The organism is Modestobacter sp. SYSU DS0875 (genome assembly GCF_054050915.1).
The window spans coordinates 57262-81720 of record NZ_JBJHAH010000011.1; the positions used below are offsets into that span (position 1 = coordinate 57262).

General features: G+C 74.9%; 21 protein-coding genes. 11 read left to right on the forward strand and 10 right to left on the reverse strand.

Annotated elements, in window-relative coordinates; all coding sequences use genetic code 11:
- Position 1: 1 nt before the first annotated feature.
- Positions 2 to 592 carry a hypothetical protein gene (locus tag ACI79Y_RS08790; RefSeq protein WP_457158106.1) on the reverse strand — a complete coding sequence of 197 codons (591 nt, stop codon included), beginning with the start codon at positions 590 to 592 and terminating at the stop codon, positions 2 to 4.
- 177 nt (positions 593 to 769) lie between these two features.
- Here ACI79Y_RS08790 and ACI79Y_RS08795 point away from each other — a divergent pair, with 177 nt between their 5' ends.
- Together ACI79Y_RS08795 and ACI79Y_RS08800 are read left to right on the forward strand one after the other, a co-directional pair.
- Positions 770 to 1951, forward strand: a complete 1182-nt coding sequence (locus ACI79Y_RS08795) for a glycosyltransferase family 4 protein (protein WP_457140956.1) — start codon at positions 770 to 772, stop codon at positions 1949 to 1951.
- Between the two features lies 1 nt (position 1952).
- Positions 1953 to 4100 carry an amylo-alpha-1,6-glucosidase gene (locus tag ACI79Y_RS08800; RefSeq protein WP_457158107.1) on the forward strand — a complete coding sequence of 716 codons (2148 nt, stop codon included), beginning with the start codon at positions 1953 to 1955 and terminating at the stop codon, positions 4098 to 4100.
- Between the two features lie 78 nt (positions 4101 to 4178).
- Here the strand turns inward: ACI79Y_RS08800 and ACI79Y_RS08805 are convergent, their stop codons facing one another.
- Positions 4179 to 4622 carry an Hsp20/alpha crystallin family protein gene (locus tag ACI79Y_RS08805; protein ID WP_457158108.1) on the reverse strand — a complete coding sequence of 148 codons (444 nt, stop codon included), beginning with the start codon at positions 4620 to 4622 and terminating at the stop codon, positions 4179 to 4181.
- 113 nt (positions 4623 to 4735) lie between these two features.
- Here ACI79Y_RS08805 and ACI79Y_RS08810 point away from each other — a divergent pair, with 113 nt between their 5' ends.
- The 3 genes from ACI79Y_RS08810 (at position 4736) to ACI79Y_RS08820 (ending at position 6957) form a co-directional block, all read left to right on the forward strand.
- Complete coding sequence (locus tag ACI79Y_RS08810; RefSeq protein WP_457158109.1) at positions 4736 to 5086, forward strand: hypothetical protein; 351 nt, start codon at positions 4736 to 4738, stop codon at positions 5084 to 5086.
- Positions 5087 to 5273: 187 nt separating this feature from the next.
- The gene (locus tag ACI79Y_RS08815; RefSeq protein WP_457158110.1) at positions 5274 to 6380 is read left to right on the forward strand and encodes an NAD(P)-dependent alcohol dehydrogenase; all 1107 of its coding nucleotides are present in this window, start codon (positions 5274 to 5276) and stop codon (positions 6378 to 6380) included.
- A gap of 139 nt (positions 6381 to 6519) precedes the next feature.
- Positions 6520 to 6957, forward strand: a complete 438-nt coding sequence (locus ACI79Y_RS08820; RefSeq protein WP_457158111.1) for a hypothetical protein — start codon at positions 6520 to 6522, stop codon at positions 6955 to 6957.
- 38 nt (positions 6958 to 6995) lie between these two features.
- Here ACI79Y_RS08820 and ACI79Y_RS08825 read toward each other — a convergent pair whose 3' ends face one another.
- Both ACI79Y_RS08825 and ACI79Y_RS08830 read right to left on the reverse strand, forming a co-directional pair.
- Positions 6996 to 8810, reverse strand: coding sequence for an alkaline phosphatase D family protein (locus tag ACI79Y_RS08825; protein WP_457158112.1), 1815 nt, complete (start codon positions 8808 to 8810; stop codon positions 6996 to 6998).
- Between the two features lie 105 nt (positions 8811 to 8915).
- The gene (locus ACI79Y_RS08830; RefSeq protein ID WP_457158113.1) at positions 8916 to 10436 is read right to left on the reverse strand and encodes an acetyl-CoA hydrolase/transferase family protein; all 1521 of its coding nucleotides are present in this window, start codon (positions 10434 to 10436) and stop codon (positions 8916 to 8918) included.
- Positions 10437 to 10655: 219 nt separating this feature from the next.
- Here ACI79Y_RS08830 and ACI79Y_RS08835 point away from each other — a divergent pair, with 219 nt between their 5' ends.
- The 6 genes from ACI79Y_RS08835 to ACI79Y_RS08860 all read left to right on the forward strand — a co-directional run bounded on the left by ACI79Y_RS08835 (position 10656) and on the right by ACI79Y_RS08860 (position 19475).
- Positions 10656 to 12269 carry a BCCT family transporter gene (locus tag ACI79Y_RS08835; RefSeq protein WP_457158114.1) on the forward strand — a complete coding sequence of 538 codons (1614 nt, stop codon included), beginning with the start codon at positions 10656 to 10658 and terminating at the stop codon, positions 12267 to 12269.
- A 201-nt stretch (positions 12270 to 12470) separates the two neighbouring features.
- Positions 12471 to 13799, forward strand: coding sequence for a threonine/serine ThrE exporter family protein (locus ACI79Y_RS08840; protein WP_457158115.1), 1329 nt, complete (start codon positions 12471 to 12473; stop codon positions 13797 to 13799).
- Positions 13800 to 13928: 129 nt separating this feature from the next.
- A complete protein-coding gene (locus tag ACI79Y_RS08845; RefSeq protein WP_457158116.1) occupies positions 13929 to 15350 on the forward strand; it encodes an NADP-dependent succinic semialdehyde dehydrogenase in 1422 nt (473 codons plus the stop codon).
- A gap of 152 nt (positions 15351 to 15502) precedes the next feature.
- Positions 15503 to 16096, forward strand: coding sequence for a PadR family transcriptional regulator (locus tag ACI79Y_RS08850; protein ID WP_457158117.1), 594 nt, complete (start codon positions 15503 to 15505; stop codon positions 16094 to 16096).
- Complete coding sequence (locus ACI79Y_RS08855) at positions 16093 to 16839, forward strand: ABC transporter ATP-binding protein (RefSeq protein ID WP_457158118.1); 747 nt, start codon at positions 16093 to 16095, stop codon at positions 16837 to 16839. Before ACI79Y_RS08850 ends, ACI79Y_RS08855 begins: the two co-directional genes overlap by 4 nt.
- The gene (locus tag ACI79Y_RS08860) at positions 16836 to 19475 is read left to right on the forward strand and encodes an FtsX-like permease family protein (RefSeq protein WP_457158119.1); all 2640 of its coding nucleotides are present in this window, start codon (positions 16836 to 16838) and stop codon (positions 19473 to 19475) included. Before ACI79Y_RS08855 ends, ACI79Y_RS08860 begins: the two co-directional genes overlap by 4 nt.
- Positions 19476 to 19586: 111 nt before the next feature.
- Here the strand turns inward: ACI79Y_RS08860 and ACI79Y_RS08865 are convergent, their stop codons facing one another.
- The 6 genes from ACI79Y_RS08865 to ACI79Y_RS08890 form a co-directional block, all read right to left on the reverse strand.
- Positions 19587 to 20471, reverse strand: coding sequence for a metal ABC transporter permease (locus ACI79Y_RS08865; RefSeq protein WP_457158120.1), 885 nt, complete (start codon positions 20469 to 20471; stop codon positions 19587 to 19589).
- On the reverse strand, positions 20465 to 21184 hold the full coding sequence (locus tag ACI79Y_RS08870) for a metal ABC transporter ATP-binding protein (RefSeq protein WP_457158121.1): 720 nt from the start codon (positions 21182 to 21184) through the stop codon (positions 20465 to 20467). Before ACI79Y_RS08870 ends, ACI79Y_RS08865 begins: the two co-directional genes overlap by 7 nt.
- Positions 21175 to 22125, reverse strand: coding sequence for a metal ABC transporter substrate-binding protein (locus tag ACI79Y_RS08875; RefSeq protein ID WP_457158122.1), 951 nt, complete (start codon positions 22123 to 22125; stop codon positions 21175 to 21177). The genes ACI79Y_RS08870 and ACI79Y_RS08875 overlap by 10 nt, the downstream gene beginning before the upstream one ends.
- A 106-nt stretch (positions 22126 to 22231) precedes the next feature.
- Positions 22232 to 22450: a hypothetical protein gene (locus ACI79Y_RS08880; RefSeq protein WP_457158123.1), complete on the reverse strand. Its 219-nt coding sequence runs from the start codon at positions 22448 to 22450 to the stop codon at positions 22232 to 22234.
- A 42-nt stretch (positions 22451 to 22492) separates the two neighbouring features.
- Positions 22493 to 23530 (reverse strand): L-glyceraldehyde 3-phosphate reductase, encoded by a 1038-nt coding sequence (mgrA, locus tag ACI79Y_RS08885; RefSeq protein WP_457158124.1) that lies wholly within the window; start codon positions 23528 to 23530, stop codon positions 22493 to 22495.
- Positions 23531 to 23558: 28 nt separating this feature from the next.
- Positions 23559 to 24449, reverse strand: a complete 891-nt coding sequence (locus ACI79Y_RS08890; protein ID WP_457158125.1) for a pentapeptide repeat-containing protein — start codon at positions 24447 to 24449, stop codon at positions 23559 to 23561.
- Between the last annotated feature and the right edge of the window lie 10 nt (positions 24450 to 24459).

Here is a 24459-nt window from a genome sequence, read left to right on the forward strand (position 1 = left end):
GTCACCGGCGGCGGAGGGCTCCGGTGACGGTGCGCAGCAGGCCGCGCCGCTGAGCCGGGGCGGGCACGTGCACGGTGCCCGGCGGCGGCACCGCGGCGGTGAGCAGCGGCAGTGCCGCCGCGGGCAGCCGGAGCAGGTCGGCCAGCTCGGGCAGCTGCGCGAGCGGGTCCGGCGCCGGCCGGGCGAGCAGGGCCCGGAGCGCGGGCTCCACCTCGGGCCGGCCGGTCGCCCGGGCGGCGATCGCCGGCTCACCCAGCTCCCCGGCGCCGGACGCCGTCCAGCTGTGCGCGGTGACGACGTCGCCGCGGTGCAGCAGCACGAACCCGGCCTCCGGCCCCGAGGGGTCGGCCCAGAGCAGTACCGCCCCCGGTGCCCCCGTGCCGTGCCCCAGCGCGCGGGCCAGCGCCCCGGCCGCCGGCACCTCGCCGGTGAAGACGGTCCGGCCACCCGGCTCGGGGGTGAGCCAGCCGCCCTGCCCGGTGGCCTGCAGCAGCGCCGTCGCCGTCGTCGGGTCCACCGGCGGCAGCAGCACCGCACGGCGGGTCGGCAGGGGGCAGGCCGCCGGGGGCGGGGCGTCGTCGGTGCCGGTCACCGGGCCATGATCGCCCAGCACTGGACGGGCCGGCCGGACGTCCGACTTGAGCACCGACCGCGCCGGTGCTATGAGAGATCACGGGAGCGGTGCGAGCCGTGGCCCGGGCCCGGTGTGCCGCTGCCCCGGACAGCGTCGTCCGTCCACTGGTCCAGTAGTCCTTCGCGGAGGATCCCTGTGCTGGTCGACACCCAGAAGACCGTCTCCCCGCCGGCGCCCGTCCTGCACGCGGTGCCCAACGGCGGACCCACCCCCGAGCGGACCGGCGCGCCGCTGCGGGTGGCCCTCGTCGCGCCGCCCTACTTCGACGTCCCCCCGGGTGCCTACGGCGGCGTGGAGGCCGTCGTGGCCGACCTGGCCGACGCGCTGGTCGACCGGGGGCACGACGTGACCCTGCTGGGCGCGGGCCGGGACGGCACGCGCGCCCGGTTCCGCCCGCTGTGGCCGACGGCCGTCCCCGAGCGCCTCGGCGAGCCCGCGCCGGAGGTCGTGCACGCGGCCGCTGCCCGGCGGGCCCTCCTGGAGCTGGCCGACACCGAGGGCCTCGACGTGGTGCACGACCACACGCTGGCCGGCCCGCTCAACGCCGCGGTGCTGGGTGCCCGTGGCGTCCCGACCGTGCTGACCGTGCACGGCCCGGTCGACGCCGACGCGGAACGGCTCTACCGCGACCTGGGCGCCGACGTCGGGCTGGTCGGCATCAGCCACCGGCAGCGGGAGCTCGTGCCGGACCTGAACTGGCTCGGCGTCGTGCACAACGCCCTGCGCCTGGCCGCCTGGCCGTTCGCCGCCGACAAGGGCGACCATGCGCTGTTCCTCGGCCGCTTCCACCCGCAGAAGGCGCCGCACCTGGCCCTCGACGCCGCGCACGCGGCCGGGCTCCCGCTGGTGCTGGCCGGCAAGTGCCAGGAGCCGATCGAGAAGGAGTACTTCGAGCGGGAGGTGCGGCCCCGCCTCCGCGACACCGACCGGGTGGTCGGCGTGGCCGACGCGGTGACCAAGCGGGAGCTGCTGCTGGGCGCGCGCTGCCTGCTGTTCCCGATCCAGTGGGAGGAGCCCTTCGGCATGGTGATGATCGAGGCGATGGCCTGCGGGACACCGGTCGTGGCGCTGCGCGGCGGCGCCGTCCCCGAGGTGGTCGACCACGGGGTGACCGGGCTGGTCTGCGAGACCCCGGCCGACCTGCCCGCCGCGCTCGACGCGGTCCGCGACCTGGACCCGGCGGCCTGCCGGGCCCGGGTGGCCACGCACTTCTCCGCCGAGGCGATGGCCCGCGGCTACGAGGCCGCCTACCGGCGGGCGCTGGCGAGCGCGACCGGGCCGGCGGCCACCGGCCGGCACCTGGGGGAGGTGGGCTGAGGTGACCGACGGGCCGCTCAACGCCACCGAGCCGGTGCGGATCGGTGCCGACGGCGGGCTGGTCACGCTCGTCGACGGCTCGACCTTCTGCCTGTCCACCGCCACCGGCGACGTCGTGCCGGGCGACGTCCAGGGGCTGTACTTCCGGGACGCCCGGGTCCTCTCCCGCCTCGAGCTGCGCCTGGACGGCGGCGTGCCGCAGCCGCTGTCCGTGCAGCCGGAGGAGACCTACGGTGCCCGTTTCGTGCTCCGTCGTCCCCCGGCGGGCGGCCGGGCGGACAGCACGCTGCTGCTGGTGCGTGAGCGACTGGTGGCCGACGGCCTGCGCGAGGTGGTCACGCTGCAGAACCTGGCGGCCGAGGCGACGACGGCGACCCTGACGCTCTGGCTGGGCGCCGACTTCGCCGACCTGTTCGCGGTGAAGGCCGGCCGGGCCGACGCCGGCGAGGTGATGGCGCAGGTCGAGGGCACCGCCCTCGTGCTGGCCGGTCGCGACGGGGAGCGCGGGCTGCGGGTCAGCGCGACCGGCGACGTGGTGGTCACGCCGTCGGCGTTCACCTGGCGGGTCGTCGTGCCCCCGCGCGGGCGCTGGTCGACCGAGGTGACCGTGCAGCCTGTTCTGGAGGGCCGGCTCGTGCCGCCCCGGGTGGACCGCGGGCAGGGCATGGAGACCAGCCGCCCGGCCCACCAGCTGCGGGAGTGGCGGCGCGCGAGCACCGCGGTCACCGCCGACCACCCGGTGCTGGCCGAGGTGCTGCGCCGCACCGAGGACGACCTCGGTGTGCTGCAGATCCGGGACCAGCTCGGCGACCGGCCGGTGGTCGCCGCCGGCGCACCGTGGTTCATGACCCTCTTCGGCCGGGACAGCCTGCTCACGGCCCACATGGCCCTGCCGCTGGAGACCTCGCTGGCGCTCGGCACGCTGGAGACGCTCGCCCGGCTGCAGGGGCGCACGGTGGACCCGCTGAACGAGGAGGAGCCCGGACGCATCCTGCACGAGCTGCGGCTGGGTCCCGACCGGGACAGCGCACTGGGCAGCAGCCGGTACTACGGCACCGTCGACGCCGCGCCGCTGTTCGTCTCCCTGCTGACCGAGGCCTGGCGCTGGGGTGCGGCTGAGGACGAGGTGCGGGCCCTGCTGCCGGCCGCCGACGCCGCGCTGGAGTGGATGGACCGGTACGGCGACCGGGACGGCGACGGCTTCCTGGAGTACCAGCGAGCCACCGACCGGGGGTTGCTCAACCAGGGGTGGAAGGACAGCTTCGACGGCGTCAACGACGCCGCCGGCCGGCTGGGCGAGCCACCGATCGCGCTCGCCGAGGTGCAGGGCTACGCCTACGCCGCCCGCCTGGCGCGGGCCGACCTCGCCGAGTCGTTCGGCGACCCGCTGACCGCCTCCCGCCTGCGCCGGCGCGCCGCCGAGCTGAAGGACGCGTTCGCGGAGCGGTTCTGGCTGCCCGACCGCGGCTGGTTCGCCGTCGCCCTGGACCGGGACAAGCGGCCGCTGGACGCGCTGACGAGCAATGCCGCCCAGTGCCTGTGGAGCGGGATCGTGACCGACGAGCACGCCGTCGTGCTGGTGCAGCGGCTGGCGGACGCCGCGATGGACAGCGGGTTCGGGCTGCGGACCCTCGCCGAGGGCATGGGCGCCTACAACCCGATGAGCTACCACAACGGGTCGGTGTGGCCGCACGACACCGCGCTCGCGGTCGCCGGGCTGGTCCGGTACGCGCACGTGCCCGGAGCGGTCGAGCTCGCCCAGCACCTGGCCGACGGGCTGCTGGACGCCGCGGCCGCGTTCGGTGGGCGGCTGCCGGAGCTGTTCTGCGGGTTCAGCCGGGCCGAGTTCGACCCACCGGTGCCCTACCCGACCTCCTGTTCCCCGCAGGCGTGGGCCAGCGCGGCGCCCCTGCTGCTGGTGCGGGCGCTGCTGGGCCTCGAGCTCGACGTGCCGCGTCGGCGCCTGAGGCTCCGGCCGCGGCTCCCCGAGTCGTGGGGCCGGGTGGTGCTCGACGGGCTCGACCTCGGGGGCGCCCAGCAGGTCCGCATCAAGGCGGTGGGGGACCGGGCGGAGGTGACCGGGCTGCCCGACGGCTGGGCGGCCGACGGGCTCCGGCCGGCCGAGCCGGCGCCGGCCCGCTCCGCCTGACCCGCACGCGCGCGAACGGGCCAGGAGCTCGGAGCTCCTGGCCCGTTCGCACGCGTGCCGATCAGCGTGCGCAGCTGATCAGCTGCTGATGGCGATCCGGCGCGGCTTGGCCGCCGCTGACTTGGGCACCCGGACGGTCAGCACGCCGTCGTGCAGGTGCGCCTGCACCGCGTCGGCGTCCACCTCACCGGGCAGCGTCACCGAGTACTGGAAGGCGCCCACGCGTCGGGTGCGCCGGTGCAGCACCCCGGTGCGCTCCTTCTCCTGGACCTCACCGGAGACGGTGAGCACCCGGTCCTGCAGCTGGACGTCGACGTCGTCGCGGGCGACGCCGGGGAGCTCCAGCTCCAGCGACCAGGCGTCGTCGGTCTCCTCCAGGTCGGCGGAGGGGACCCAGCGGTCGACCACCCCGCCGAGCTCGGACTGCCAGAGCGAGGTGAACCGGTCGTAGAGCTCGTCCAGCTCACGGAAGGGGTCGCGGGTCGCCAGGTTCCGCTGACGGGAGAGAACGGGCAGTGCCATCGTGGTCCTCCTCTCGGGGATCTTCGTCGGGCACTTCACCAAACGTGCAGTCGCCGTTGTAGATTCCCCGGCCGGCCGGGTGTTCCGGCGCCGACTCCGGGTAGGGCGGGCGCATGCCCAGCTACCGAGTGAACGAGGCCGGCGTCCGGCACGCCCAGCAGCTCATCGACGCCGGGGAGTACGACGACACCACCGAGTGGTCCGACGCCGCGCCGTCGACCCAGGAGCGCAACTCCGAGATCGAGGACGAGGGCCGCGAGGAGTGGAGCCGCTGGTACCTCGCCGAGGACACCGATGCGGGGGAGGGCACCAAGGCCCGGTTCCGCTTCCCCTACGGCGACTTCGCGACGGTCAACCGGGCGGCGCTGATCCACGCCGAGCAGCGGGCGTCGCAGAACGGCCACGAGGAGGTCCGCCGGGCGGCGAAGGACCTGCTCGACCGGCTGGACGCGAAGCGCTCCTGAGCTCGGCCCGGTCCGCCGGCTCCCCGGGACCGATGTCCTGGGCGCACCTGCCGGTCCGATCCGCTCGCCCGGGCCGCGACCGCCGTGGGCAGACTGGGGGCACGCCGGGGCACGGACGCCTCCGGCGCGACGGTCCGTGGGCGCACCGGCGCGGCCGCCGCCGACCGGCCCGGTGCGGGGAGCGCACGTGAAGGTCACCGCCGCCGTCGTCGAGCAGCCGGACGCACCGTTCGTCGTCCGGGACGTCGAACTGGACGAACCCGGATCCGGCGAGGTGCTGGTCCGCGTCACCGCGACCGGCTTCTGCCACACCGACGGGCTGGCCCGGGAGGGGCAGATGCCCTTCCCGCTGCCCGGCGTGCTCGGCCACGAGGGCGCCGGGACGGTCGTCGCCGTCGGCGACGGCGTCACCAACGTCCGCGAGGGCCAGGCCGTCGTGATGGGCTGGCCGTGGTGCGGCGACTGCCGCAACTGCCTGGACGGGGAGCCCCGGTACTGCCTGAACCTGGGCGAGCTGGCCTTCAGCGGTCACCGGCCGGTCGGCACCTCCGGCCTGCGCACGGCCGACGGCGACGCACTGGCCGGGGGGTTCTTCGGTCAGTCCTCGTTCGCCACCCACTCGCTGGCGACGGCGACTTCGCTGGTGCCCGTCCCCGACGGCCTGCCGGTCGACCTCATGGGGCCGCTGGCCTGCGGGCTGGCGACCGGTGCCGGCGCGGTCTTCCACACCGCCCGCCCGCTGCCCGGGTCCTCGCTGGTCGTCTACGGCGCGGGCACCGTGGGTCTGGCGGCGGTCATGGCCGCGCGCAACTCCGCGGCCAGCACCATCATCGCCGTCGACCGGCACGAGTCCCGGCTGCAGCTGGCCCGGGAGCTGGGCGCCACCGAGGTGGTCGACGCCGGCGACACCGACCCGGTGCAGGCGATCACCGACATCTGCGGCGGCCAGGCCGACTTCGCCCTGGAGTGCACCGGGATCCTGCCGGTCATCCGGCAGGCCATCGACTCCGTCGGCATGCGCGGCACGGCGATCCTGATCGGCGGGGCGCCGGCCGGGGCCGAGTTCAGCGCCGACCACATGAGCACGCTGTGGGGCAAGTCGATCGTCGGCACCCTCGGCGGCAGCGGCCGCAGCGAGCGGCTGATCGGTGCGCTGATGGACCTCTACGCCGCGGGCCGCTTCCCGATCGACCGGCTGGTGGAGCGGTTCCCGCTGGAGCGGATCGGCGAGGCGATGGAGGCCTCGTACAGCGGCGCGGTGGTCAAGCCGGTCATCACCATGCCCGAGGCCTGAGCCGCAGCCCGGCCCGGGAGTTCGGCGGACCGTCGCACGGTGGTCGACCGGGCGACGTCCGCCGGCCTACCGCAGACCGGCCGGTCGGGCCTACCGTCGCCCTGGACGGAACCCACCAGCGCCGGAAGGGGAACGCACCATGCCGAAGACCCTGGTCCTCGCCAATCAGACCCTGGGCGGCGAGCGACTCCTCGCCGCGGTGCAGGAGCGGGTCGCCGCCGGCCCGCACCAGTTCCACGTCGTCGTCCCGGCGACCCCGGTGCACGACCAGGCCGACGTCCCCGCCGGTGCGCCGTCGTCGGACGAGCGAGCCTATGCGCTGGCCGCCCAGCGGCTGGACCGCGCGCTCACCGAGATCCGGGAGCTCGGTGGCGAGGCCGACGGCGAGGTCGGCGACCCCGACGCGATGGAGGCGCTGCGCCTGGCGCTGGGGCGGTTCCCCACCGACGAGGTGATCGTCTCCACCTTGCCGCTGGGCCTCTCCCGCTGGCTGCGCGGCAACCTGCCGGCCAAGATCCAGAAGGCCTGCGGCCTGCCGGTCGTCCACCTCGTCGACGACCGGGCGCACGCGGGCTGACCGCCCCGGCTCACGAGCCGGGGCGGTCAGCCGGCGGGTCAGCGGGGAACGGCCACCCGCGCGTCGCGCGGGAAGTCGCTGCGGGCGCCCAGCTGGGACACCGGCCCGCTCACCTTCCGCGAGCCCTTGACCGAGGCGAAGGACGTCTCGTAGCCGACCGTCGCCCGTGGGTCCAGCCGCGGGTCGACGGCCAGCCCCTTGTCCCCGTTGCTGCGGATGAACCAGTAGTCGGCCTGCACCCGCTCCGGCGTCACGTCCAGGACGACGAAGCCGTGCCCGATGCCCTCCAGGTACCGCACCCAGGGGTTGGCGGCCTGGAAGGCGGCGGTGGTGGCGGACGCGGCGGCGGCCGATCCGACGGCCTCCTTGAACCCGTTGCTGGTCACCGACGGGCAGACGAACTCCACGCCCACCGAGTTGCCGTCGCCGGGGTAGCCGCCGAAGTCGGTCGGGAGGTCGTTGGCCCACGAGGAGTGGATGTCGCCGGTCAGCACCACCGGGTCGGTCCGCTGGGCCGCCGCCATCGCCTCCAGCACCGTGCGCTGGTCGGCCTGGTAGCCGTCCCACTGGTCGGTGTTGAACACCGAGCCGGGCACGGTGCCCGGGCGGGGGACGGCGAACACCCGGGCGAACACCGTCTGGTTGCCGACCAGGTGCCAGTCGGTGCGCCCGGTGCGGATGCCCTTCGTCAGCCAGTCCAGCTGCGGCGGCTCGGGCAGGTGGCGCCGCGGGTCGGCCAGCGCCGGGTTCAGCTCGCCGTCGACGGTGGCCGGCACCTGCTCGCTGCGGTTCTGCCGGGTCTCGATCACCGACAGCTCGGCCAGGTCGCCGAAGCTGAAGCGGCGGAAGAACTGCCGGCCCTTGCTCGGGTGCGGCTGCCACATCGCGGGCTCCCGGATCGGCATCCACTCCAGGTAGGCCTGGAACGCCTTGGCCCGGCGGAACAGGAAGTCGCCCTCCGGCTTGACGCCGTCGGGCTTGCCCGGCTCGGTGTAGGGGGTGGCCGGGTCGTCGTCCCGCTCGTGGTTCTCCGCGCCGAAGTCGTAGGCGTCGTTGGTGATCTCGTGGTCGTCGAAGATGACGATCCACGGGTGCTGCTGGTGCGCCCGCTGCAGGTCCGGGTCGGTCTTGTACAGCGCGTGCCGGATCCGGTAGTCCTCCAGCGACACCATCTCGTGGACCGGCTCGTGGTCCCGGATGCCGATCAGCGCGTTCGGCCCGTACCGGTCACCGGAGCCGGCCGCGCCGGCCACCCGCGGCGAGTTGCCGTACTCGTACAGGTAGTCGCCGAGGTGCAGCACGAAGTCCAGGTCGTCCCTGGCGGCGATCCCGCGGTAGGCGGTGAAGTACCCGCCGGTCCAGTTGCTGCAGGAGACGAACGCCATCCGCAGCGCGTGGGTCCGGCCGGGCTCGTCCGGGGCGGTCTGGGTGCGGCCGACCGGGGAGGTCTGCCCGGCGCAGGTGAACCGGTAGAAGTAGCGCGTGTAGGGGGTCAGCCGGTTCACCACAACCTTGACCGTGTGGTCGCGGCTGACGTCGGCGACGACGTTGCCGCTGCGCACGATCTCGGTGAACGCCTCGTCGGCGGCGACCTCCCAGCGGACCGGGACGGCCGGCCCGCGCCGGCTGCCGGGCAGCGACTCGGGGGTGGGCGTCACCCGGGTCCAGAGCAGCAGCTCGGTGGCCGTGGGGTCACCACTGGCGACGCCGAAGCCGAAGACGCCGGAGCGGGCGGTCTCGGCCACGGCGGCGCGGGCGGCCTCGGGGGTGAGGCCGACGAGGGCGGCGGCGGCCGCCGCGGCGGCGCCGCCCTTGAACACGGTGCGACGGGACAGGGGTGCATCGAGGGGCATGCGGGCACTCTCGGTGACCGCAGCAACCATTCGACGGGCACCGGGTGAACACCGGACGTCGCCCTGCTGGCCGCCGGGCCGGGCTCCCGGCGTGTCGCCGCCGCCTCAGCGTGGCGGCAGCATCGACCCGGTCTCGACGTACCGGGTGTGCCAGCTCAGCGCCTCGGCCGTCAGGTGCGGGGTGTGCATCCCGAAGGCGCCGCGCTCGGCCCGCTCGAGGTAGTCGGCCAGCATCGGCCGGTAGTCCGGGTGCGCGCACTTCTCGATCACCAGCTGAGCGCGCCGCCGGGGGGAGAGCCCCCGCAGGTCGGCCAGGCCCTGCTCGGTGACGACCACCGCGACGTCGTGCTCGGTGTGGTCCACGTGGGAGACCATCGGCACGATCGAGGAGATCGCCCCGCCCTTGGCCGTCGACGGGCTGACGAAGAAGGAGACGTAGGAGTTGCGGGCGAAGTCGCCCGACCCGCCGATCCCGTTCTGGATGCGGCTGCCCATCAGGTGGGTGGAGTTCACGTTGCCGTACAGGTCGGCCTCGATCATCCCGTTCATCGCCAGCACGCCCAGCCGCCGGATGATCTCCGGGTGGTTGCTGATCTCCTGCGGCCGCAGCAGGATCCGGTCGCGGAACTCGTCGACGTGCGCGGTGAAGTCGGCGATCGCGGTGGGGCTCAGCGAGAACGCCGTCGCCGAGGCGAACGACAGCGTGCCCGACCGGAGCAGGTCCAGCATGCCGTCCTGGATCACCTCGGTGTAGGCGGTCAGCTGCTCGAACCGCGACTCCTGCAGGCCGGCCAGCACCGCGTTGGCGACGTTCCCGACCCCGGACTGCAACGGCAGCAGGTCCGCCGGCAACCGGCCCCGGGACACCTCGTGCTCGAGGTACTCGATCAGGTGGCCGGCGATCGCCCGCGCCGTCCCGTCCGGCTGGGCGAAGGGGGTGTTGCGGTCGGGGGCGTCGGTCTCCACGACCGCGACCACCTTGTCCGGGTCGACCCGCAGGTGCGGCACCCCGATCCGGTCTCCGGGCCGGACGAGCTGCACCGGGCTGCGGTTGGGGGGCAGGGCGGTGCCGTAGTAGACGTCGTGCATCCCGGCCAGCCCGGCCGGCTGCCAGCTGTTGACCTCCAGCACCACCCGGTCGGCCAGGTCCAGCCAGGTCTTGTTGTTCCCCACCGACGACGACGGGACGAGCAGGCCGTCCTCGGTGATCGCGCTGACCTCGACCACGGCGACGTCCAGCGGGCCGAGGAACCCCTCCCAGGCCAGCTGCGCCACGTGCGAGAGGTGCACGTCGACGTACTCGGTCTCCCCGCGGTTGATCTTCTCCCGCAGCACCGGGTCGGACTGGTAGGGCAGCCGCAGCCCGATCCCGTCGGCGGTCGCGAGCGCGCCGTCGACGTCCGGGGCGGTCGAGGCACCGGTCCACAGGTCGATCCGGAACGGGTCGCCCGCGGCGTGCGCCTCGGTGATCCGCCGGGCCAGCACCCCGGGCACCGCCTTCGGGTGGCCGGCGCCGGTGAAGCCGCTCATCCCGACGGTGTCGCCGGGCCGGACGACGGCGGCGGCCTCCTCGGCCGGCACCACCTTCCGGGCCAGTGCGGCGTTCCGGATCCGTCCGGCGTCCATCCGACCTCCGAGCTCCCGCGGCCGCCCGGTGCGCGGCCCGTCGTGCCGCCGACGCTACGGGCGGGACGTCGGTCCCGCCCGCTGCGGGCCGGGCTCGCCACGGGCGCTCCGGGGGATCGAGGGCGACATCGGCCGTTTCCGCCGTGCGGTGACCGGGCAGATGAGCCAACCGTTGCGATCCATCACGGGAGGACGGACCCCCAGCTCATGCAGGCAGCCGTGAAGCGTTCTCTCGAGGCACTCGGCGTGCGCACCGGGTCGGTCATCTTCTCGGCGTCCGCGCTGGTCGCGCTGGTCTTCGTGGTGGCGACCCTGCTGTTCACCGAGCAGGTGGACCGGCTCTTCGCGGCGGTGACCGGCTGGATCCTGGAGAACCTCGGCTGGTTCTACGTCCTGGGCGTGACGGTGTTCCTGGTGTTCCTGCTGTACATGGCGGCCAGCCGGTTCGGTCGGATCCGGCTCGGTCCGGAGGGGGAGGGGCCCGAGCACTCGGGCGCTGCCTGGTTCGGCATGCTGTTCGCCGCCGGGATCGGCACGATCCTGCTGTTCTGGGGGGTCGCGGAGCCGGTCAACCACCTGGCGAACCCGCCGATGCAGGACGTGGAGCCCGGGTCGCCGGCCGCCTTCCGGGAGGCGATGGCGTTCACGCTCTACCACTTCGGTCTGCACACCTGGACGATCTTCACACTGCCGGCGCTGGCCTTCGCCTACTTCATGTACAAGCGGAACCTGCCGCCCCGGGTCAGTTCGATCTTCCACCCGCTGCTGGGCGACCGGATCCACGGGCCGATCGGTGCGGCCATCGACGTCACCGCGATCGTCGGCACGATGTTCGGCATCGCCGTGTCGGTCGGGCTCGGCACCTTGCAGATCAACGGCGGGCTGGCCGCGCTGTTCGGCGTGCCGCAGAACCGGCTGGTCGAGGTGCTGATCATCGCCGCGGTGTCGGCGGTCGCCATCGTCTCCGTGGCCCTGGGGGTGACCCGCGGGATCAAGCGGCTGTCCAACCTGAACATCATCGTGGCGGTCGCGCTGCTGTGCTTCGTCGTCGTCACCGGCCCGACGTTGCTCCTGCTGCGAGGCACCATCGAGACGCCCGGCATCTACCTGTCCTGGCTGCCGGAGCTGGCCTTCTGGACCGACGCGGTCAACCAGAGCGGCTGGCAGAACAACTGGACCGTCTTCTACTGGGCCTGGACCATCACCTGGTCACCGTTCGTCGGGATCTTCATCGCGCGCATCTCCCGGGGGCGGTCGATCCGCCAGTTCGTGATCGGCGTCCTGGCCGTCCCGGTGGGCTTCAGCGTCGTGTGGTTCGGGGTGTTCGGCTGGGCCTCCTTCGACATCGAGCGCACCGACCCCGGCACGCTGACCGGGCCCGTGGTCGAGCAGGGAGACGTCCCCGGCGCGCTGTTCGTCTTCCTCGAGCAGTTCCCGCTCAGCACGGTCGTGTCGGTCGTCGCGATCCTGCTGGTGGTCGTCTTCTTCGTCACCTCGGTGGACTCCGCCGCCCTGGTGATGGACACCATCGCCAACGGCCACGAGGACCCCGCGCCCACCCGGCAGCGGGTGTTCTGGGCGTTGAGCGTCGCCGTCGTCGCCAGCACCCTGCTGGGCGGTACCGGCGCCGGCGGACTGGAGGCGCTGCAGCAGGTGATCATCGTGGTCGGCCTGCCGTTCTTCGTCCTCGGCTACGTGATGATCTACAGCCTGCTGCGGGCACTGCGCGAGGATGCCGGGGAGGTGCCGCCGCTGCGCACCAGGCGCTGGCGGAAGGTGCTCCCGCCGGAGGAGGCCGAGCGCCGCGCCGCCGAGGACGGTGCACCGGCCTGACCCGTCGCCCCGGCGCCGGCCGGCGCCGGGTGGCCCGGGTGGCCGGGAGCACACCCGCCGGTGCTGCCCCCGGCGCCTGCCGCCTGGGAGGGTGGCCGGGGCGGGCGGAACGGACCGCGGCAGGTGTCGAGGAGGACGGGGCAGGAGGTCGAGGTGGTCGCTGGACGCCGACGCGGGGGAGGGCGTCCGGGGCAGTTGCTGGTGCGTGAGCCGGTGCACCTCCCGGAGCCGGACGAGCGTGACGCCTACCGGATCCTGGACTTCGCGCTGCGTGCGGGCGAGATCCTGCTCTCCGGCGGGGCCGGGGCCGCCGACGTGATGGCCACCATCGTGGCGCTGGCCCGTGCCTGCGGGCTGGATCGGGTGGTCTGCGAGGTCACCTTCACCTCGATCACGCTCTCCTACGTGCGGGCGCCGGACGTCGCACCGGTCACCAGCGTGCGGCTGGTCCAGGTCCGCACGCCCGACTACACCCGGGTGACCGAGATCGACAACATGGTCGCCGACCTGGTGGAGCAGCGCACCACGCCGGAGGAGGCGATGGCGCGGCTGGAGCGGATCCGCCGGGCGGGGCACCCCTACCCGCGCTGGGCGGTCGCCGCCTTCCGGGCCACGCTGGCCAGCGCCATCGCCGTGCTGATGGGTGGGGGCGCGCTCGTCGCGGCCGTCGCCTTCACCACGACCGTGGTCGTGGACCGCGTGGCCGGCGCGCTCGCGCGGCGGCACGTGCCCGACTTCTACGCCAACGCGCTGGGGGCGGCCTTCGCGACCGCGGTCGCCATGGTGATGATGGCCGCCGACCTCGGCGTGCGGCCCTCCCTGGTGGTGGCCAGCGGCATCGTGCTGCTGCTGCCGGGGGTGACCCTGGTCGGGTCGGTGCAGGACGCCATCACCGGGTTCCTGCTGACGGCCAGTGCACGGGCCTTCGAGGTGTTCGTGCTGACCGCCGGGATCGTGGCCGGGGTGGCCGCCGTGCTCTCGCTCGCCGACCGGCTCGGGATGGACCTCGCGATCAGCCAGCCGCCGGCGACCGGCCTCGGGGAGCTGCCCGCGCAGTTCCTCGCCGCCGTCGTCTCCGCGGCTGCGGCGGCCGCGGCGAACTACTCACCCCGGCGGACGATCCCCGCGGCCGGAGCGGCCGGGGCGCTCGGTTGGGGCGCCTTCCGTGCCCTGGACCACTTCCAGTTCGACGCCGCGCTCTCGACCGGCGCGGCGGCGGTCGTCGTCGGGCTGGGGGCCTACGTGTTCGCCCACCGGCAGCGGGTCCCACCGCTCATCCTGGTCGCCGCGGGGATCATCCCGCTGCTGCCCGGGTTGACCATCTACCGCGGCATGCTCTTCCTGGCCTCGGGCGACACCGGGACCGGCTTCCTGCTGCTCAGCCAGGCCATCTCGATCGGTCTCGCGCTGGCCGCGGGGGTCATCCTGGGCAGCTTCCTCGCCCAGCCGGCGCGCCGGGAGGTCCAGCGCTCCGAGCGGCGCACCAGCGGCCCCCGGATGGTCGGCCCGCTGCGGCGCCGGAAGGCCTGACCGGAGCGGTTTCGCCGGCCTGGTGGAGGGCAGGTGCAGGGCGCACCGGTGCCCGTCCGGACCGCCCGAGCGCCCTGTGTCGAGCGCCGCCGTCCGGACCCGCACCCGAGGACGACGACAGGAGCCCCCATGGCCATCGCCACCATCGACCCGACCACCGGGCAGACGCTGAAGACCTTCGACCCGCTGTCGGACGAGGCGCTGGAGGACAAGCTGGCCCGTGCCGCGGCGGCGGCCCGCAGCTACCGGCTGACCTCCGTCGAGGACCGGGTGCGCTGGCTGCGCGCGGCGGCGGACGCCCTGGACGCCGACACCGACGACGTCGCCGAGCTGATGACCACCGAGATGGGCAAGACGCTCGCGGCGGCGAAGGCGGAGATCGGCAAGTGCGCCGCCGCGCTGCGCTGGTACGCCGAGCACGGCCCGGCCCTGCTCGAGCCGGAGCCCCGGGACGCCGGCGCGGTGGGCGCCGAGCAGGCCTACGTGGTGTACCAGCCGATCGGCGTCGTGCTGGCGATCATGCCGTGGAACTTCCCGCTCTGGCAGGCGATGCGGTTCGCCGCCCCCGCGCTGATGGCCGGGAACGTCGGGCTGCTCAAGCACGCCAGCAACGTGCCGCAGACCGCGCTGTACATGGAGGAGCTGTTCCGCAAGGCCGGTTTCCCGGCCGACGTGTTCCAGACCCTGCTGATCGGGTCGGGCACCATCGAGCGGGTGCTGCGCGACGACCGGGTCGCCGCCGCCACGCTCACCGGCAGCGCCCCGGCCGGGCAGTCGGTCGCCTCGATCGCCGGCGACGTGCTGAAGAAGACCGTGCTGGAGCTCGGCGGCTCCGACCCGTTCATCGTGATGCCCTCGGCCGACCTGGACCGGGCCGCCGACGTCGCCGTCACCGCCCGCTGCCAGAACAACGGGCAGAGCTGCATCGCCGCCAAGCGGTTCTTCGTGCACCGCGACGTCGCCGAGGAGTTCACCCGGCTGTTCGCCGAGAAGCTCGCCGCCCTGCCGGTCGGCGACCCCCGCGACCCCGGCACGAAGGTCGGGCCGCTGGCCACCGAGTCGGGGCGGGACGACGTGGAGTCCTACGTCCGGGACGCGGTGGAGAAGGGGGCGACCGTCGTCGTCGGCGGGGAGCGGCCGGACCGGCCCGGCTGGTTCTACCCGCCGACCCTGCTCACCGGCATCACCCCGGAGATGCGCGTCTACGACGAAGAGGTGTTCGGCCCGGTGGCCGCGCTGTTCACCGTCGACAGCCTCGACCAGGCGATCGAGATCGCCAACAGCCACCCGTACGGGCTGGGCTCGAACCTGTGGAGCGAGGACGAGGGTGAGCGGGCCCAGTTCGTCCGCGACATCGCCGCCGGCATGGCGTTCGTCAACGGGATGACCACCAGCTACCCGGAGCTGCCCTTCGGCGGGGTGAAGCAGAGCGGCTACGGCCGCGAGCTCACCGAGCTCGGCATGCGCGAGTTCATGAACGCCAAGACCGTCTGGGTCGGGCCGCGCAGCGACCAGCAGGCGCAGGGGAACACCGCGACCGCCTCCGAGTGACCCCCGGATCGCCAGAAGGGCCATGATGGCGGGTCGCGAGGCCACCATCATGGCCCTTCTGGCGGGGGGGTCGGTGGTGCGCTCCGGACGGTCGACAGAGACGCGCGCGCCGCCCTTGGCACGTGGATACCGAGTATGCATACTCCGTATCCATGTCCATCCGACACGGTCTGCTGGCGCTGCTGGAGCGCGGCCCCAGCCACGGCTACCAGCTCCGCGCCCAGTTCGACTCGGCCACCGGCGCGACCTGGCCGCTGAACGTCGGGCAGGTCTACACCACCCTCGACCGCCTCGAGCGGGACGGGCTGGTCGCCCAGGACGGGGCGCCGGACGGCGACGGGCGGATCGCGTACCGGATCACCGACGCCGGCCGGGCGGAGGTGCGCACCTGGTTCGGCACGCCGGTCGGCACCAAGGCCGCGCCCCGCGACGAGCTGGCGATCAAGCTGGCGCTGGCGGTCACGACGCCGGGCGTCGACGTGATCGCCGTCGTGCAGACCCAGCGCTCGGCCACCATGACGTCGCTGCAGGAGCTCACCCGGCTCAAGACGCGCGAGGGCGCCGACGACCTCGCCTGGTCCCTGGTGCTCGACTCGCTGGTGTTCCGGGCCGAGGCGGAGATCCGCTGGCTGGACCACTGCGAGGCGCGGGTCGCCCGGGCCGCGGCCGCCCGGACGGCGGTCCCGGCGGCCGCCCCCGAGCCGGCCCCGGAGGCCGTCCCGGCCGGGAAGCGGGGACGGCGATGAGCACCGCGGCACAGGGGTCCACCCCGGTCCTCGAGCTCTCCGGGGTCACCCGCGAGCACCGGCAGGGTGACCTGGTCGTGCACGCCCTGCGGGGGGCCGACCTCACCGTGGCCCCTGGCGAGCTGGTCGCGGTCATGGGCGCCTCCGGCTCGGGCAAGTCGACGCTGTTGCACATCGCGGGCGGGCTGGACACCCCGACCGCCGGGCAGGTCCTCGTCGAGGGCCAGGACCTCACCCGCCTCTCCGCCGCCGCCCTCGCCGCCGTCCGCCGGCGGAACGTGGGCTACGTGTTCCAGGACCTCAACCTCATCCCCGCGCTGACTGCGGTGGAGAACGTGTCCCTGCCCCGAGAACTGGACGGCGTCCGCGGCCGCCAGGCCCGGGCCGAGGCACGCGCCGCACTCGAGGAGGTCGGCGTCGGCGAACTGGCCGACCGGTTCCCCGACGACATGTCCGGCGGCCAGCAGCAGCGGGTGGCGATCGCCCGCGCGCTGGTCGGCCCGCGCCGCCTGCTGCTCGCCGACGAGCCCACCGGTGCGCTGGACTCCGCGACCGGCGAGGAGGTGCTCCGCCTGCTGCGGGCCCGGTGCACCGCCGGGGCGGCCGGCGTGCTCGTCACCCACGAGGCCCGGCACGCGGCCTGGGCCGACCGGGTGCTGTTCCTGCGCGACGGCGTCGTCGTGGACACCAGCGGCCCGGTCACCGGCGCGGAGTCGCTGCTCCCGGCGGGCGGCGGCGCGTGAGCGCCTGGCTGGTGCGCTGGCGCCTGGCGCTGCGCATCGCCCGCCGGGACGCGCTCCGCGCGCGGGGCCGCAGTGCCCTGGTGCTGCTCATGGTCGGGCTGCCGGTGCTCGCCATCGTCGCGGGGGACACGCTCTACCGGAGCTCGCAGGTCAGCGCCGCAGAGCAGTTGCCGGCCACGCTCGGGGCCGCCGACGCCCGGATCGAGGGCGTCACCCGCGACCAGGTGTGGGCCGATCCGTCGACTGGCGACCTGGTCCGGACCGACGGCGTCCCGGCCGACCCGCCGTGGTCCGCCGCGGAGGTGCTCGACCTGCTGCCTGCGGGCGCGGAGCTGACCGAGGTGCGCACCGGCCCGCTCACGTACCGGACCGACGCCGGGTACGCCACGGTCGACGGCCACGCCGACGACCTGACCGACCCGCTGCGGCAGGGCGCGTACGAGGTGGTCGACGGTCGGGCGCCGGTGGCCGCCGGCGAGGTGGCGGTCAGCCGCTCCGTCGCCCGCCGCGGCGTCGCCGTCGGCGACGAGCTCGCCCTCACCCGGGACGACGTCCCGGCCACGGTGGTCGGGGTGCTCGCCTCCCGGCCCGGGGACGGCCCGTTCGCGGTGGTGCCCCCGGCGGACGCCGACCTGCTGGACCGCTCGACCGCGGAGTTCTACGTGTCCGTCCCCGACGGGCTGGACTGGGCGGCCGTGCAGGAGCTCAACGACGAGGGGCTGGTGGCGATCTCGCGGGCGGTCGTCGCGGACCCGCCGGCCGAGGCGGCCTTCTACCCGCCCGGCTGGTCGGAGAGCCGGGGGCTCGGCACCGCCGAGGTGGCCGTGCTCGCGCTCATCGTCACCGGCCTGCTGCTGGAGGTGGTGCTGCTGGCCGGGCCGGCCTTCGCCGTCGGGCTGCGCCGCCAGCGTCGGGACCTGGCGCTGCTGGCCGCCACCGGCGGCGCCCCGGGCGACCTGCGGCGCGTCGTCCTCGCCTCCGGGGTGGTGCTCGGCGGCGGGGCCGCCGTGCTGGGCGCCGCGCTCGGGACCGGGCTGGCCGCGGTCGCCGTGCCGGTGGTGGAGAGCCGGTCCGACCTGGTGTTCGGCCCGTTCGACGTGCCGTTCCTCGACGTGCTCGCCGTGGTGGCCGCCGGGACGCTGGCCGGGCTGGCGGCAGCCGCCGTCCCCGCCCGGCAGGCTGCGGAGACCGACGTCGTCACCACGCTGACCGGCCGCCGCGGCCAGGTGCGGAGCTCCCGGAAGCTGCCGGTGCTGGGCCTGGCCACCGCCGCCGTCGGCCTGGTGCTGACCGTGGCGGGCGCGCAGGGGAACGAGTTCGGCGTCGCCGGGGGAGCGGTGCTGCTCGTGCTGGGCGCGGTGGTCGCGACGCCGTGGCTGGTCGGGCTGCTCGCGCCGCTGGCCGGGCGGCTGCCCACCGCCGCGCGGCTCGCCGTCCGGGACGCCACCCGCAACCGCACCCGCACCGCACCCGCGGTGGCCGCGGTGATGGCCACCGTCGCCGGGATCACCGCGCTCGGCATCGGCAGCAACAGCGACAGCGCGCAGAGCGAGCGCGACTACATCGCGCAGGCGCCGATGGGCGCGGCCACGGTCCGGCTCTTCGGCCCTGCCGACCAGCTGGACTGGGCCGACGTCGAGCAGGTGGTTGGCGCGCAAGTGCCCGACCGCCCGGTCAGCCGGGTCCGGACGGCGGTGCGGGACGAGGGCAGCCAGCAACAGCTCGCGGTCACCCGTGCGAACTGCGGAGCCGGGGTCGCGGAGTGCGGGTGGTTCCCCGAGGGCGTCGGCTCCTACGCCCAGCTGCTGGGGAGCGAGGTGGTCGTGGTGGACGCCGACGTCCTCGTCGCGACCACCCCGCCCGAGGTGCGCGATCAGGTGGGCGCCGCGTTCGCGGCGGGGCGGGCCGTCGTCTTCGGTGAGGGCGCCGTCGACTCCGGGCGGGTGACCCTGCAGGCCAGCGAGTGGACCGGCAGCACCGAGCGCCCGCTGGGGAGCGCCACCCTGCCGGCCACGGAGATCGCCGTCTCCACGACCGACACCCTGCTCGTGCCGGCGCTGGTCGCCGTCCCGCCGGCGCTGGCCGACCGGTTGCCCGTGCCGGTGGCGACCTCGGAGCTGATCGTCGGCGGTCCCGACGCCCCGGTGACCGAGGCCGAGGAGACGGATCTGCGGGAGGCGCTGACCGCGCTCTCGTCCGGCACCTCGGTGTACGTGGAGCGGGGCTGGACCGACTACCTGGCCATCGGCCGGGTGCTGCTGCTCGTCGTCGGTGGGGCGCTGGTGCTCATCGCCACGCTGACCGCGACCGGGCTGGCGCTGGCCGATGCCCGGCCGGACCTCGCCACCCTGGCGGCGGTCGGTGCGGCGCCCCGCACCCGGCGGCTGGTGGCGATGGGGTCGGCCGCGGTGATCGGCGGTACCGGTGCGCTGCTCGGCGTGCTGGTGGGGCTCGGGCCCGGCATCGCCGTCGCCTACCCGTTGACCAGCACCGACTACGGGATGGGGGCCCGGCCGCTGATCGACGTCCCCTGGCTGCTGCTCACCGTCGTCGCCGTCGTCGTCCCGCTGCTGGCCGTCGTGGGGACCGGGCTGTTCGTCCGCTCCCGGCTGCCGATGGCCGGCCGGCTCCGGTGAACGGGCCGCAGGAGCGCGCCTCGGTGGTGGCCGCGGCGCAGCTGGCCCGCGAGGCGCACGACCGCAGCCGCGAACGTCGGGCGCCCCGGCGGCGCACCGTGGCTGCCGCGCTCAGCCGGGCACGCGCAGCGGCACCGCCTCGTCCGCCGGGTGCCCCCGCGTGACGGCGTCGACGGCTGTCCGGGCGCGGCGGCGGGCGGGCCGGCGGGCGGTCCTGGCGATGCCGAGCACCGCGTAGGCCGCCACCGCCATCAGCACGATGGTCCCGCCCGAGGGGGTGTCGGCGTAGTAGGAGACCACCGTGCCGCTCACCGCCACGGTCACCCCGACCAGCACCGCGACGGCGAGGGCGGCCCGGAAGCTGCGGGCCACCAGCTGGGCACAGCCGGCCGGGAGCACCATCAGCCCGCTGATCAGCAGCAGGCCGATCACCCGCATGGACAGCGTGACCGTGGCAGCGGTGACCACCGCCAGCAGCAGGTTCAGCCGCAGCACCGGCAGCCCGCCGGCGCGGGCGTGCTCCTCGTCGAGCGCGACGGTGAACAGCGACCGGCCCAGCCCGACGGTGACCGTCAGCACGACGGCGGCCATCGCCGCGAACAGGACCAGGTCGGCCCGGGTGGTCGTGGTGAGGGCGCCGAACAGGTAGCCGTCCAGCGTGATCGGGGTGCCCGCCGGGGCGCGGGTGGCGACGACGAGCCCGCCGGCGAGGCCGCCGTGGAACAGGATGGCCAGCGCGACGTCGGCGCTCGCCGACCGGCGGGCCCGCAGCACCTCGACCACCACCGCGCCGGCCACCGTGGTCAGCAGCGCGGTGAGCACCGGCGCGGACCGGGTGACCAGGCCCACCGCCACCCCGAGCAGCGCGACGTGCCCCAGGCCGTCCCCGATCAGCGACAGCCGGCGCTGCACCAGGTAGACCCCCACCGTGGGCGCGGTGAGACCGACGAGCACAGCGGCCGCCAGGGCCAGCTGCATGAACTCGTAGCTCAGCACGGCGCGGGCCCGGCCGGCGCGCCGGGGAGGGTGACCACCCGGGTCGCCACGCCGGCGAGCGGACCCAGCTCGTGCAGGACCACCACGACGGCGGCACCGGTCTCGGCGAGCCCGGCGAGCGTGCCGGCCAGCACCCGCTGGCTGGCCGCGTCGACGCCGGCGGTCGGCTCGTCGAGCAGCAGCAGCTCCGGGTCACCGGCCAGTGCGCGGGCGACCAGCGCCCGGCGCTGCTGGCCGCCGGAGAGCTCGGCCAGCGGCCGGCGGTCGAACCCGGCCAGGGCCGTGCCCTCCAGTGCGCAGTCGACCGCGCACCGGTCGGCCGACCCGAAACGCTGCCACGGGCGCAGCCGGTTGAGCCGGCCGGTGGAGACCAGCTCCCGCACGGTCACCGGTACGCCGCCGGTCACGGTGTGCGGCTGGGGCACATAGCCCACCCGGTGCCAGTCGCGGAACCGGGCACGCCGCCGGTCGAACAGCCGCACCTCTCCGCCCAGCACGTCGCACAGGCCCAGCAGCCCGCGCACCAGGGTCGACTTGCCGGACCCGTTGGGGCCCCGGACGGCGACCACCTCCCCGGGCCGGACCGCCAGGTCGACCCCGCTGAGCACCGGCCGCCGTCCGTGCCCGAAGACTCCACCCCGCACCGACAGGACGGCGTCCGGCCCCGGCGTCAGCAGCTCGGGCGCGGGGCCGGGGCGGGCGCTCAGGAGCACTGCTGACCCTCTTGGAGACTGGCCAGGTTGACCCGCATGAGCGCGAGGTAGTCATCGCCCTGCGACTGGTCGGTGAGCCCCTCGATGGGGTCCAGCTGCCGGGTCTGCGCCCCGGTCTCCCGCGCCACTGTCTCCGCGACGGCCGGGCTGACCAGCGTCTCGACGTAGATCGTGCGCACGTCGTGCTCGCGGACGAACTCCGTCGCCTCGGTCAGCGCGCTGGTCGAGGGCTCCGCGTCGGGGGCCAGCCCGCTGATGCCGAACTGCTCCAGGTCGAAGGCGTCGGCCAGGTAGCCGAAGGCGGAGTGGCTGGTCACCAGCTCCCGGGTCGCGCAGTCGGCCAGGCCGACCCGGAACTCGCCGTCCAGCTCCTCGAGCTGCGCCCGCAGGTCGCCGGCGTTGGCCGCGTACTGCTCGGCGTGCTCCTCGTCGACCGCGCCCAGGAACTCGGCCAGCGCGTCGCCGACGTCGGCCATCCGCATCGGGTCGTGCCAGAAGTGCGGGTCGGTCACGGTCTCCCCGTGCTCCTCGTCGGCGTGCTCGTGGTCGGCGTGCTCGTGGTCGTGTGCCTCGTACGTCAGCGACAGGTCGGCCGCCGCGCCGGCGTCGAACGCCCGGTCGCCCGCCTGCTGCGCCACCGCCGCGTCGACGGCGGGCTGCAGAGTCGGGAGGTGGACCACGGCGTCGGCCTCGCCCGTCGCCGCGACGTCCCGCGGGGTCAGCTCGTACTCGTGCGGCTCGGCCCCGTCCGGGGTGAGCTGGGTGACGGTGGCCAGGTCGCCGCTGACCTGCTCGCTGAGCCAGGCCAGCGGGTAGAAGGACGCCACCACCCGCAGCTCCTCGCCGGTACCGGCCGTTGCGGAGGACCCGCAGCCGGCGAGCAACAGCCCCACGGTCAGCGGTACGGCGAGAGCGAGGGAGCGGCGGCGCGGTGGGTGCATGCCTCGATGCTCTCGATAATGACAACCATTGTCAAAACACGAGTGTGCACCCGACCGAGTCCCCGAGTGACGCCCTCCCACCGGTACGTGGTGTCGGCGGGGGAGGTCAGCCCGCGCACTCCGGGGAGTCGGTTGCCCCCAGGCAGAGGTGCAGGGTGAGCAGCAACCGGTACGCGCCGCGCCGGCCGTCCAGCTCGTCGTCGATCACGAGCCCGTCCGTCGCCGTGACGCCGTCGGTGGCCTTGCTGACCTCGAGCAGCAGTTCGGACGTCGAGCCGGCCGGAGGCGCCGCCAGGACGACGGCGGCGGGGAGGTGGGTCCCCACCACGCGGACGGTGGCGGGCGGTCCGACATCGGGGACCCGCGGTCAGAGGGTGCCCTCGCGGGCGCCGCGCCAGATGTCGATGCCGGCGTCGACGGCGTGCTGGTCGATCGCGGCGAGCTCATCGGCGGAGAACTCCCGGTTCTCCAGCGCGGCGACGTTCTGCTCCAGCTGCCCGACGCTGCTGGCGCCGATCACCAGCGAGGTGACCCGCTCGTCGCGCAGCGCCCAGGCCAGTGCCAGCTGCGCCAGCGACTGCCCACGTGCGCCGGCGAGCTCGTCCAGCGCCCGGACGTGGGTCAGGTACTCCTCGGTGATCATGCCCTGGTCCAGCGACTTGCCCTGGGTGGCGCGGGATCCCTCGGGCACCCCGCCCAGGTACTTGTCGGTGAGCATCCCTTGGGCCAGCGGGGAGAAGCCGATGCAGCCGGCGCCCACCTCGGCCAGCGCGTCGAGCAGGCCCTCGGTCTCGATCCAGCGGTTGAGCATCGAGTACGAGGGCTGGTGGATCAGCAGCGGCGTGCCGAGGTCGGCGAGGATGCGCGCGGCCTCCCGGGTCATCTCCGGGGAGTAGGAGGAGATGCCGACGTAGAGCGCCTTGCCCGACTGCACGGCCGTGTGCAGCGCGCCCATCGTCTCGTCCAGCGGCGTGCTCGGGTCCGGCCGGTGGCTGTAGAAGACGTCGACGTACTCGAGGCCCATCCGCTGCAGCGACTGATCCAGGCTGGCGAGCACGTACTTGCGCGAGCCGCCGCCCTGGCCGTACGGGCCGGGCCACATGTCATAGCCGGCCTTCGTGGAGATGACCAGCTCGTCGCGGTACGGGCGGAGGTCGTCGCGCAGGTGGCGGCCGAAGTTGACCTCGGCGCTGCCGTAGGGCGGTCCGTAGTTGTTGGCCAGGTCGAAGTGGGTGATCCCCAGGTCGAAGGCGCGGCGGAGGATCGCGCGCTGCCGCTCCAGCGGCACGTCGTCGCCGAAGTTGTGCCACAGGCCGAGGCTGAGCAGGGGCAGGTCCAGCCCGCTGGCGCCGGTCCGCCGGTAGGTCATCGCGTCGTAGCGGGTGGGGTCCGCGGAGTAGGCCATGGGCAGATCGTGCCTGGCGGGCAGCGGGTCAGCGACGCCGGGCCGGGCGGCGGCGTGGGCGGTCGGTGGCTGCCGTGCCGGTGGACCAGTGCGCAGGGCGGGTCAGCGCCGCGGGCAGGGAGGTGCCGGCGTCCCCGGTGGCTGCGGTCAGCTGCGGCTGGGTCAGGAAGAGCGCGCCGGTGAGGTCGGCGCCCCGCAGGTCGGCGGCGCGCAGGTCCGCACCGAGCAGGTCGGCGTGACGCAGGTCGGCCCCGCGCAGGTCCGCCCCGATCAGGTAGGCGCCGCGCAGACTCGCCCCGTGCAGGTCCGCGCCGCGCAGGGCCGCGCCCATCAGGTCGGCGCCGCGGCGGTCCCGGGCCCGGTCGGGCACGGCGGCGCGGAGCACCTCGCTGACTCGCCCCAGCAGTTCGCCGACCTCGCGCCGCAGCCCGGCAGCGTCCAGTGCGGCCAGCTCGTCGGCGGCCGCCCGGGTGAGCTCGTCGGTGCGGGCGCGGGCCGCCGTGACCTCGGCGGACAGCGGCCCGGCCGGCAGGAGGGCGCGGGCCTCGGTCAGGTACCAGAGCAGCTCGGTCAGCTGCCGCATCACCGGGAAGACCGCGAACATCGCCGCCTTCGTGCTCGGGTCCGTGCGCCAGTCCGCGCCGCCGAAGACGTCCTGGGTGACCCGCTGCCCGGCACCGAAGCAGTCGAAGACGACGCAGCCGGGGAAGCCCCGGTCGCGCAGCTGGTCGTGCACGCCGCAGCGGGAGTCGGCCTGCAGGTTCGGGCACGGGGTGCCGGCCGGTTTGTCGATGGCGAAGTCCGCGGAGGCGGCGAACGCCGGCGCGACGCAGCACAGCCCGGTACACCGGCTGCAGTCGGCGGTCAGGTCCCGCCGCGCCTCCGCCAGCAGGGGGAGGGGGGTGCGCGGGACGGGCACGGCAGCCTCT

Bases quoted from the DNA above. Each gene is read 5' to 3' on its own strand.
- mgrA (WP_457158124.1), bottom strand. From the start codon at position 23,530: ATGGCCTACTCCGCGGACCCCACCCGCTACGACGCGATGACCTACCGG.
- ACI79Y_RS08820 (WP_457158111.1), top strand. From the start codon at position 6,520: ATGCCGAAGACCCTGGTCCTCGCCAATCAGACCCTGGGCGGCGAGCGA.
- ACI79Y_RS08855 (WP_457158118.1), top strand. From the start codon at position 16,093: ATGAGCACCGCGGCACAGGGGTCCACCCCGGTCCTCGAGCTCTCCGGG.
- ACI79Y_RS08875 (WP_457158122.1), bottom strand. From the start codon at position 22,125: ATGCACCCACCGCGCCGCCGCTCCCTCGCTCTCGCCGTACCGCTGACC.
- ACI79Y_RS08825 (WP_457158112.1), bottom strand. From the start codon at position 8,810: ATGCCCCTCGATGCACCCCTGTCCCGTCGCACCGTGTTCAAGGGCGGC.
- ACI79Y_RS08850 (WP_457158117.1), top strand. From the start codon at position 15,503: ATGTCCATCCGACACGGTCTGCTGGCGCTGCTGGAGCGCGGCCCCAGC.
- ACI79Y_RS08845 (WP_457158116.1), top strand. From the start codon at position 13,929: ATGGCCATCGCCACCATCGACCCGACCACCGGGCAGACGCTGAAGACC.
- ACI79Y_RS08805 (WP_457158108.1), bottom strand. From the start codon at position 4,622: ATGGCACTGCCCGTTCTCTCCCGTCAGCGGAACCTGGCGACCCGCGAC.
- ACI79Y_RS08810 (WP_457158109.1), top strand. From the start codon at position 4,736: ATGCCCAGCTACCGAGTGAACGAGGCCGGCGTCCGGCACGCCCAGCAG.
- ACI79Y_RS08830 (WP_457158113.1), bottom strand. From the start codon at position 10,436: ATGGACGCCGGACGGATCCGGAACGCCGCACTGGCCCGGAAGGTGGTG.